Source organism: Sphingobium sp. AS12, from assembly GCF_019097845.1.
Classification (GTDB): domain Bacteria; phylum Pseudomonadota; class Alphaproteobacteria; order Sphingomonadales; family Sphingomonadaceae; genus Sphingobium.
This window is the reverse complement of sequence record NZ_JAHRGM010000031.1, coordinates 21,322-27,938: the sequence shown is the minus strand read 5'-3', so window position 1 is coordinate 27,938 and position 6,617 is coordinate 21,322. Positions and strand designations below refer to the sequence as shown.

Annotated in this window: 10 protein-coding genes, 1 pseudogene and 1 other annotated feature; of the genes and pseudogenes, 2 read left to right on the top strand and 9 right to left on the bottom strand. The window is 58.0% G+C overall.

Annotated elements, in window-relative coordinates:
- Positions 1–277 precede the first annotated feature (277 nt).
- The 4 genes from KRZ98_RS12910 to KRZ98_RS12895 form a co-directional block, all read right to left on the bottom strand.
- On the bottom strand, positions 278–676 hold the full coding sequence (locus tag KRZ98_RS12910; RefSeq protein ID WP_217673919.1) for a hypothetical protein: 399 nt from the start codon (positions 674–676) through the stop codon (positions 278–280).
- A gap of 9 nt (positions 677–685) precedes the next feature.
- On the bottom strand, positions 686–1,516 hold the full coding sequence (locus KRZ98_RS12905; protein ID WP_302849112.1) for a TIGR02587 family membrane protein: 831 nt from the start codon (positions 1,514–1,516) through the stop codon (positions 686–688).
- Between the two features lie 223 nt (positions 1,517–1,739).
- Positions 1,740–2,138: a transglutaminase-like domain-containing protein gene (locus tag KRZ98_RS12900; RefSeq protein WP_217673917.1), complete on the bottom strand. Its 399-nt coding sequence runs from the start codon at positions 2,136–2,138 to the stop codon at positions 1,740–1,742.
- A gap of 205 nt (positions 2,139–2,343) precedes the next feature.
- A complete protein-coding gene (locus KRZ98_RS12895) occupies positions 2,344–2,562 on the bottom strand; it encodes an HIRAN domain-containing protein (protein WP_368389825.1) in 219 nt (72 codons plus the stop codon).
- A 376-nt stretch (positions 2,563–2,938) separates the two neighbouring features.
- Between KRZ98_RS12895 and KRZ98_RS12890 the strand changes: the two genes are divergently transcribed.
- Entirely contained in the window at positions 2,939–3,124 is a 186-nt protein-coding gene (locus tag KRZ98_RS12890) for a hypothetical protein (protein ID WP_217673916.1), read from the top strand.
- Here the strand turns inward: KRZ98_RS12890 and KRZ98_RS24580 are convergent.
- From KRZ98_RS24580 to KRZ98_RS12875, 3 genes are all read right to left on the bottom strand, one after another.
- The gene (locus KRZ98_RS24580) at positions 3,057–3,551 is read right to left on the bottom strand and encodes a PilZ domain-containing protein (RefSeq protein WP_217673915.1); all 495 of its coding nucleotides are present in this window, start codon (positions 3,549–3,551) and stop codon (positions 3,057–3,059) included. The genes KRZ98_RS12890 and KRZ98_RS24580 overlap by 68 nt on opposite strands.
- A gap of 205 nt (positions 3,552–3,756) precedes the next feature.
- Positions 3,757–3,984, bottom strand: coding sequence for a hypothetical protein (locus tag KRZ98_RS12880; protein ID WP_217673914.1), 228 nt, complete (start codon positions 3,982–3,984; stop codon positions 3,757–3,759).
- A complete protein-coding gene (locus KRZ98_RS12875; protein ID WP_217673913.1) occupies positions 3,977–4,270 on the bottom strand; it encodes a hypothetical protein in 294 nt (97 codons plus the stop codon). The genes KRZ98_RS12880 and KRZ98_RS12875 overlap by 8 nt, the downstream gene beginning before the upstream one ends.
- 405 nt (positions 4,271–4,675) lie before the next feature.
- Between KRZ98_RS12875 and KRZ98_RS12870 the strand changes: the two genes are divergently transcribed.
- Positions 4,676–5,140 carry a LysR family transcriptional regulator gene (locus KRZ98_RS12870; protein WP_254798361.1) on the top strand — a complete coding sequence of 155 codons (465 nt, stop codon included), beginning with the start codon at positions 4,676–4,678 and terminating at the stop codon, positions 5,138–5,140.
- On the opposite strand, the pseudogene KRZ98_RS12865 reads toward KRZ98_RS12870, so the two are convergent.
- Positions 5,104–6,027: pseudogene (locus tag KRZ98_RS12865) on the bottom strand (IS3 family transposase); the annotation flags it as partial. The gene KRZ98_RS12870 and the pseudogene KRZ98_RS12865 sit on opposite strands and share 37 nt — an antisense overlap.
- Positions 5,935–6,052: a sequence feature (AL1L pseudoknot), on the bottom strand. Its footprint overlaps the pseudogene before it by 93 nt.
- The gene (locus tag KRZ98_RS12860; RefSeq protein ID WP_217673912.1) at positions 6,042–6,470 is read right to left on the bottom strand and encodes a transposase; all 429 of its coding nucleotides are present in this window, start codon (positions 6,468–6,470) and stop codon (positions 6,042–6,044) included. Its footprint overlaps the feature before it by 11 nt.
- Positions 6,471–6,617 lie beyond the last annotated feature (147 nt).

Sequence of the window (6,617 nt, the reverse complement as noted above, 5' to 3'; positions counted from 1 at the left end):
TGTCGTGGCATCTGTCATGGGATGGTCTCCTGGTTGAGGGTTGGTCCAGCAACCAAACCTTCTCATCAGGAGGCCATTCCGGCCAATACCCACCTCGCTCCCGCGTCAGCGGGTTAGTTCAATCCCCTGCGATTCACTCAAATGTCATCCCGCTCTAGATTTCTGGATACTTTGGGTCCAAATTTTGAGGACCGCGCATTGTTGAAGTCACATCTTTTATAATAAGGTGCCGTAGCTTACATCAACGCCTTAGCCGACCGCGACAGCGACCATTCAATTATGGATCCTGAAAGCCGGTCGCACGGGCCGACAGCGCATTGCGTCGGGGATCATGGCTGAATAACAGGGCACCGCCTTCTCGGCCATGTCCCGGCACATAGTCGATCGTCGCCTGGCTACGCTCTATAATCTTCTCTCCGCGTGCCACGGTGCCTTCGACAGTCAGAGCGGCTGCCGTGCCATTGGCGCGGTTGATAGCCTCGAATGCCACCATGTACCCCGATGCCGATTGCCGGATCGCGCCGAGCTTGATTTCTATCGATGGAGGCTCAGACTCCCGCTCGCGTAAAGCCTCGCGACCGATAACTAAGACAAGTGCAATTATCAACGCAAGGCCGATCCCCGCTGCCACCCATTCGAGCATAGGCGTTTGGCTTTGTTCGACCTTGCGCGTCATAATGTCCTCCTAGACGACAAGCCGGGCGACGGCGGCGCCGACTGCCGCTGGGAAGCCAAGCACGACCATGCTTCTTGCCATCGCTTCCAGGCTTGCGCCATCGATGCTGCCGAATGTCCAGAGTATATAGAGGCTGACTATCGCGGCGATACCATAGCCAGGGACGGTGAAGGCAAGAAACAGCCGTCCGCTGCGATAGCTCTTTGATTGTTCCTTCTGTCCAGCAAGTCCGACCGCGTAAACGAGCGCATGCAGCACCAAAATCGACGCTGCAAGCATAGCCAAGCTGTGCCACGGACTCATCTTGAAACCGATCAACCTGATCTCTTCGGTCGATGCCATGTTGAACGCCAGGAAAAGCGCGCCGGCAAGCATCAAGAACAGCTGCCCGCCATAGCCGTCCGCGCGAGCCTCCTGATCTTCGTCCTCCTCGCTTTGGTCAGCGCTCAGCCGCTTGCGCGCCAGCATCGCACCGAAGCTCGCCGGTACCGACTGGACGGCAACCATCCCCACCAGTTCGTTGATCGGCGTATCCAGCCGAACTAGTCCGAACAGGCCAAGCACGGCGGCAGCGGCGATGATGCCAACCGCATATGCGGCCAAAGCATCGAGCAAGTCCTCGGGCAAGCTATGGGTGTGCTCAAACCCGCCAAAGCGCGAGAGGGCGATCAGAATGCACAAATTAAGCAGCAGGAACAACAGAAGGCGCAGAGGATGGGTCGTGACGCCAAGCGACCACATTTCCATCGTCATGAGCAAAGGAAGGCCAAAGATGACCGCGCCGCCGAACGCACGTGCGATGCCGATAGCATATGCTCTATTGCCCGAATCCGCCCACATATGTCCCGGTTCTTTCATGGCGAAGCTGGTGATGCAAGCACTCCTGCCGCCTCGCCCATCACCAAGCGAAAAGCCCGCAAATGCTGAGATGTTCTTCTAACCCGTTTCACGGTGGCCGTTTATTCGGATCTGGAAAGACGATCGAGCATCGCGCTGATTTGCGCCCGCCGTTCGCTCTCCCGCGTAACTTCCAGCATGGCGATCAGGCTCGCACGAGCGCTACCTACTTTGTCGTGGACAGATGAAGCCGGGCCAGTTCCCACCATCCTGCACCATGGTCCGGCGCTATGATGGTCATGTGTTCATACAGGATGGATACGCGTACAGTATCGCCGGCTTGTTCCGCGCGCATAGCCTGATTGAGCAGCAGACGAACCAGGGTCATCCGATTGGACATCGGGGCAATATCATATGCACGCATCCCGCGACCCGGACCCACAGCGCGATCCAGCAAAGCGGCATAGTCGTGCGCCTCTACCAGCGCGCCGCCGTGAAACGGGTCGATCAGCGCAGTTGAGTGCGCTGGCCCCACGCTCACAAGAACATAGCTGGGCGTGTTGAGCGCATCCGCTTTCCATCCTAGCCGCCGCGCGATGGCGACATAGAGAATGGAAAGGTTCACAGGCAGGCCTCTTCGGCGATCAAGGGCAGACCTGGCAGGCCATCGCCGTCAAGGTCGACCAATTGATGGATTATCGGACCGGACGGCCCCTCAGTCGGCAATGACGCCATTCAGATACCCCCGCATTGGTCGTTAGGTTCGCGCGGCGGCCAGTCGTCGCCCCTATGACCATCAGGATCGATCATTTGCGGGGCGCTGGAATCGGCTACTCCACCGGCAAGACCCGCGTGCTGCCATCGAACGTCGGCCGTATCACTGCGCCGAATGTGGCGGCACGCTGGAAAATGGCGCGCTCCACGGCGATCTGGCCACCGATCCATTGGGCATATTCCGCCTGGATATAGCCGATGTGGACATCGCGCATGGAGTAGACGCCGATCGCGCGGCTGTCGGCTGAGTTCTTTGGCTCGCGCCTCAATTCCACAGGTTCGCCGGGCAAGCTATAGGGCTATCTCAAAGCGGCGGCCGGGGCCGCGCTTGTTCGCATAATCAGCGCCGACAACGGCGAGGGATTGGGGCGGACGTGGCATGTGCCGAAGATATGGCGACGTAAGGTGAGAGGCAACGGAACAGGTGGCGAGAAGCGTCGTTGGTTCCAATGACACTAAGGCGAGCAACATGGTAAAGCTAAAGGGGTTGCAGACGAGCAACGGGCGCGATGCCGTGGCTGCCGCGCGTGAGAGTGGCATATCCATGACTGCGCTCGCGAGCAGGTTGCACAGAGGTTGGTCGGTAGATGAAGCAGTGTATCAACCGATGTGTACGCGCAGCGCTGTAAAGTTCCGCAAGGGAGAAGATTCGTGATCGCCGAATTTAATCTACTCGATGGCAACCCGATCACCGTGAATATGGACCAGATCGATTATTTCCAGCATGCCGGGCACAATACGCTGATCGTGTTCTCAAGCGGGCGGGATATCACCGTCGCCGAGACTTACGACGCTGTTGCCGAGGTGCTGAACCCGGAGCGGCAGGCGGGCAACTAATAGCCCGACTTCCTGTATGGATTGCGCATTTCTCCTGCCCAACCAGCGGACGGAACGCTAACTTTATCCTTTCTCGGATCTGCGATGTAACAACGTACGAGGTGTCCCCTGGTCGTTTGCGGGCCTCGCTGGGATCAATCATCTCATTAAACGCAATGCCAGCTAGGCCTTGGCGGGTCCATTTTACTGACCCTGCAATTGCCTGTAGCAATCCGATAGACACTGTAACCTCGGTACCCGCCTGCATCTCATGGGCACCGTCTATCCGTATGCCGCCCGCTGAAATGTCTCGCACGCGATGCTTGGTGGGCTCTTTGCCATTTCCATATTCAATCATTGCCCCCAGCATCACGCTTGCCCTTTGGGCACGTGGCGATAGGATTTGCGCTGAGATATCAGCGGCTGACGGATCGGCGAAGTTCGGCATAAAGCAGGTCCGGTTTATTCGGTAAGCGTGATCGCACCTGCATACACGCCAAAGATTTAATGAGTCTAAAACGCGCACTGCGCGAGGGAGTTTGCGCCTGACGCCTTGTGCACTTTCAATGCATGTGCGCGGTCTACCCATTGCAAAAAACGCGAAGGTGTTTTGAATTGGCCGAAGATCAATTAATACTCGAAAGCACGAAGCCTTACCGGGAAGGTGGGGACGCCACATTTGCAACAGCACCGTTCTCAGCGTTGACCTGATCGGCACCAGTGCGATCTGTACCGAAAAAACCAAAGCCGATGACAGCGGCCATACCGATAAGCGCTAACGCTAGGCTGATGACGAGTATGTTGCGGTTGACCTTGGTCCTCGAACCAGCCCGAGCTTCGACCTTATCGAGGTGGGGTGCGCCGTCTTGATCGTTATGCATGTTGTTCTCCATTGCGCCAAACAGCGCGCGACGGCGGTCGATGTTCCAACTGCAACCTGATCCCATTGAGCGCCGCAGTCGTGCTAGCAGCGCGTCCGGCGCTTTGCTCACCGATCGCGCCGTTCCAGGACGCATCCAGCGGCCAGCGCTCTTTGCAGTGGGGCATGAGGCAGCGCAGCGCCAGCCGCACCTCTGCGGTGCCGACCTTCTCCCGAGATGATCGCTTGTCCGCCGCCTCAAGGATCTGGAGCGCTAGGTCAATGATGATGCGCTGTTGCTTGTCCACGGGGAGAACGTAGCGCGAACGGGTGGTGAGTCGCTAGGGATGTTACGACTAAGTTGTGCCGTTACAGAAAGCCCCGCCAGTCGGGGTGGCTGGCGGGGCATCCATGTCACGCCAATCGGGGACGCAAGGAGGTCGTGACTTGGTAAGTTTCAAACAGAGCGCCGATGGTTTGGTTCCGCGCGTTTCAAACAATTACTAAGTGGGGCGGCAACCAAATGTTAAACCTGCCATTGCCATCTTTCGTCCGGGCATGAGAATTGCTCCTTGATTTAACGATCATGAGCTGCCCCGGGGTTGGCCGTACCTGGCCCCAGGGCAGCTTCCCGGTGCACTAGCGTTGAGCCTGCATCTTCGTTCTAGAATGAGCATCACTGTTCCATAAGCTCAAACAATGAGGAAATGCGCTTGGACCGGATCGATGTCATGCGGCTGTTCGTACGGATCGTGGAGCGCCACAGTTTCACGGTCGCAGCGCAGGATATAGGCATCCCCCGGTCGACGATGACACAAGTGGTCAAGCAGTTGGAAGAACGGCTCGGGGTGCGCCTGCTTCAGCGCACGACCCGGGTAGTCAGCCCGACATTGGACGGCGAGGCCTATGCCCGTCGGTGTGTGGCCATCCTGGTCGACATCGAGAATGCCGAGGGCGCCTTTGGCGGGGCCAAACCTAAAGGGTGCCTGCGCATAGAGGTCCAAGGTACGATTGCCCGACATTTCCTGGTCCCGGGCCTGCCAGACTTTCTGGCCGTGTATCCTGATCTCGAAATTATCATGAGCGAGGGCGAGCGGTGGGTTGAAGCGCCCCGGGTTTTCAGGAGGCAGTTTTCATTGGGCTATGCAGCCATATCGAGGTTCTCGAGGGCTGCATAGTCATTGTCTTCGGCCTCAGCGGGCGGGATGTGCCCGATAGGGCCGAAGAGCCGGTGATTGTTGTACCAATCGACCCAGCGCAGTGTTGCCATTTCCACGGCCGAAACGCTTGGCCATGATCGCTGCCGCCAGATGACTTCGGCCTTGTAAAGGCCGTTGATCGTCTCGGCTAAGGCGTTGTCGTAGGAATCACCGACGCTGCCGACCGAGGGGACGAGTTTGGCCTCGGCCAAGCGCTGGGTATAGTTCATCGCAAGATATTGAACTCCCCTGTCGCTATGGTGGATCAGTCCATCATCGGGACCGGGCCTACGGGCATGGATCGCCTGCTCCAGGGCATCCAGAACGAAATTGGCAGTGGCTGACGTGCTGACCTTCCATCCGACGATCCGCCGGGCAAAAGCGTCAATCACGAAGGCAACATAGACGAAGCCTGCCCAAGTATGCACGTAGGTGAAATCGACGACCCACAGGGCGTTTGGCCGGCTGACGCGAAATGCCCGATTGACCTTGTCCAGCGGACACGGTGCCTTCGGGTTGCTGATGGTGGTGATCGTCTTCTTCCCACGACGGACGCCTGCCAGCCCCATGGCGCGCATTAATCGTTCCACCGTGCATTTCGCCACCATGATGCCTTCACGCCGCATCTGGTGCCAGACCTTGCGTGCGCCATAGAGACCGAAGCTGGCCTCATGGACCCGCTTGATCTGCTCCCTGATCTCGTCATCACGCTGCGCACGTGCTGGACGCCTGCCGGGATCGGCACGACGCGCGGCGTGTTCATGGTAGGAGGATGGGGCGATTGCCAGTTCCCGGCAGATCGGCTCGATCCCATAAACTTCCCGATGCTCATCAATGAAGGCGGTCATCGCTTGAACGGGCGGTCGAGTATCCGTCTTGGTCAAGGTCGTTTTGGCTGCCAATCACGCCCTTCACGCAGCAGCGTGTTTGCCAGAACGATGATGCGACGCATGACGGCGGTGATGGCGACCTTTTTCGCCTTTCCTGCATTTACGAGCTGCTGATATTTGTCGCGGAGATCGTGATTAAAGCGAATGGCGACCAACGCAGGCATGTAGATTGCCCGCCGGAGTGACGCCCGGCCACCAATAATCCGCTCTTTGCCCCGCCACTTGCCTGACTGTTGCGTCATGGGCGCAAGTCCAGCCAGAGCGGCAATCTTTTTGCTGTCGAGATGCCCAAGTTCCGGCATGTCGATCACCAAGATGGTCGCGGTTAATCTGCCGACCCCTGGAATGGTCATCAGACGCCTGATGCGCTCATCAAGGGTTCCACGCTGTTTGGCGATCTGGGCAACGACTTCATCCAAGGCTTGATGTCGGTGTCAATGTCATTGATCCGGCGGCAGAGTTGGTCTTTCACCAAAGGGTTGGTTGCTGTAGCAACCCCCTTTTCTAATCTACGTTACGATCGGCCGACGCATGTCCCCGGATCGCCGAAATAAAGTATGGCCCCC

Bases quoted from the DNA above. Each gene is read 5' to 3' on its own strand.
- KRZ98_RS12910 (WP_217673919.1), bottom strand. From the start codon at position 676: ATGACGCGCAAGGTCGAACAAAGCCAAACGCCTATGCTCGAATGGGTG.
- KRZ98_RS12905 (WP_302849112.1), bottom strand. From the start codon at position 1,516: ATGTGGGCGGATTCGGGCAATAGAGCATATGCTATCGGCATCGCACGT.
- KRZ98_RS24580 (WP_217673915.1), bottom strand. From the start codon at position 3,551: ATGCCGAACTTCGCCGATCCGTCAGCCGCTGATATCTCAGCGCAAATC.
- KRZ98_RS12880 (WP_217673914.1), bottom strand. From the start codon at position 3,984: ATGCATAACGATCAAGACGGCGCACCCCACCTCGATAAGGTCGAAGCT.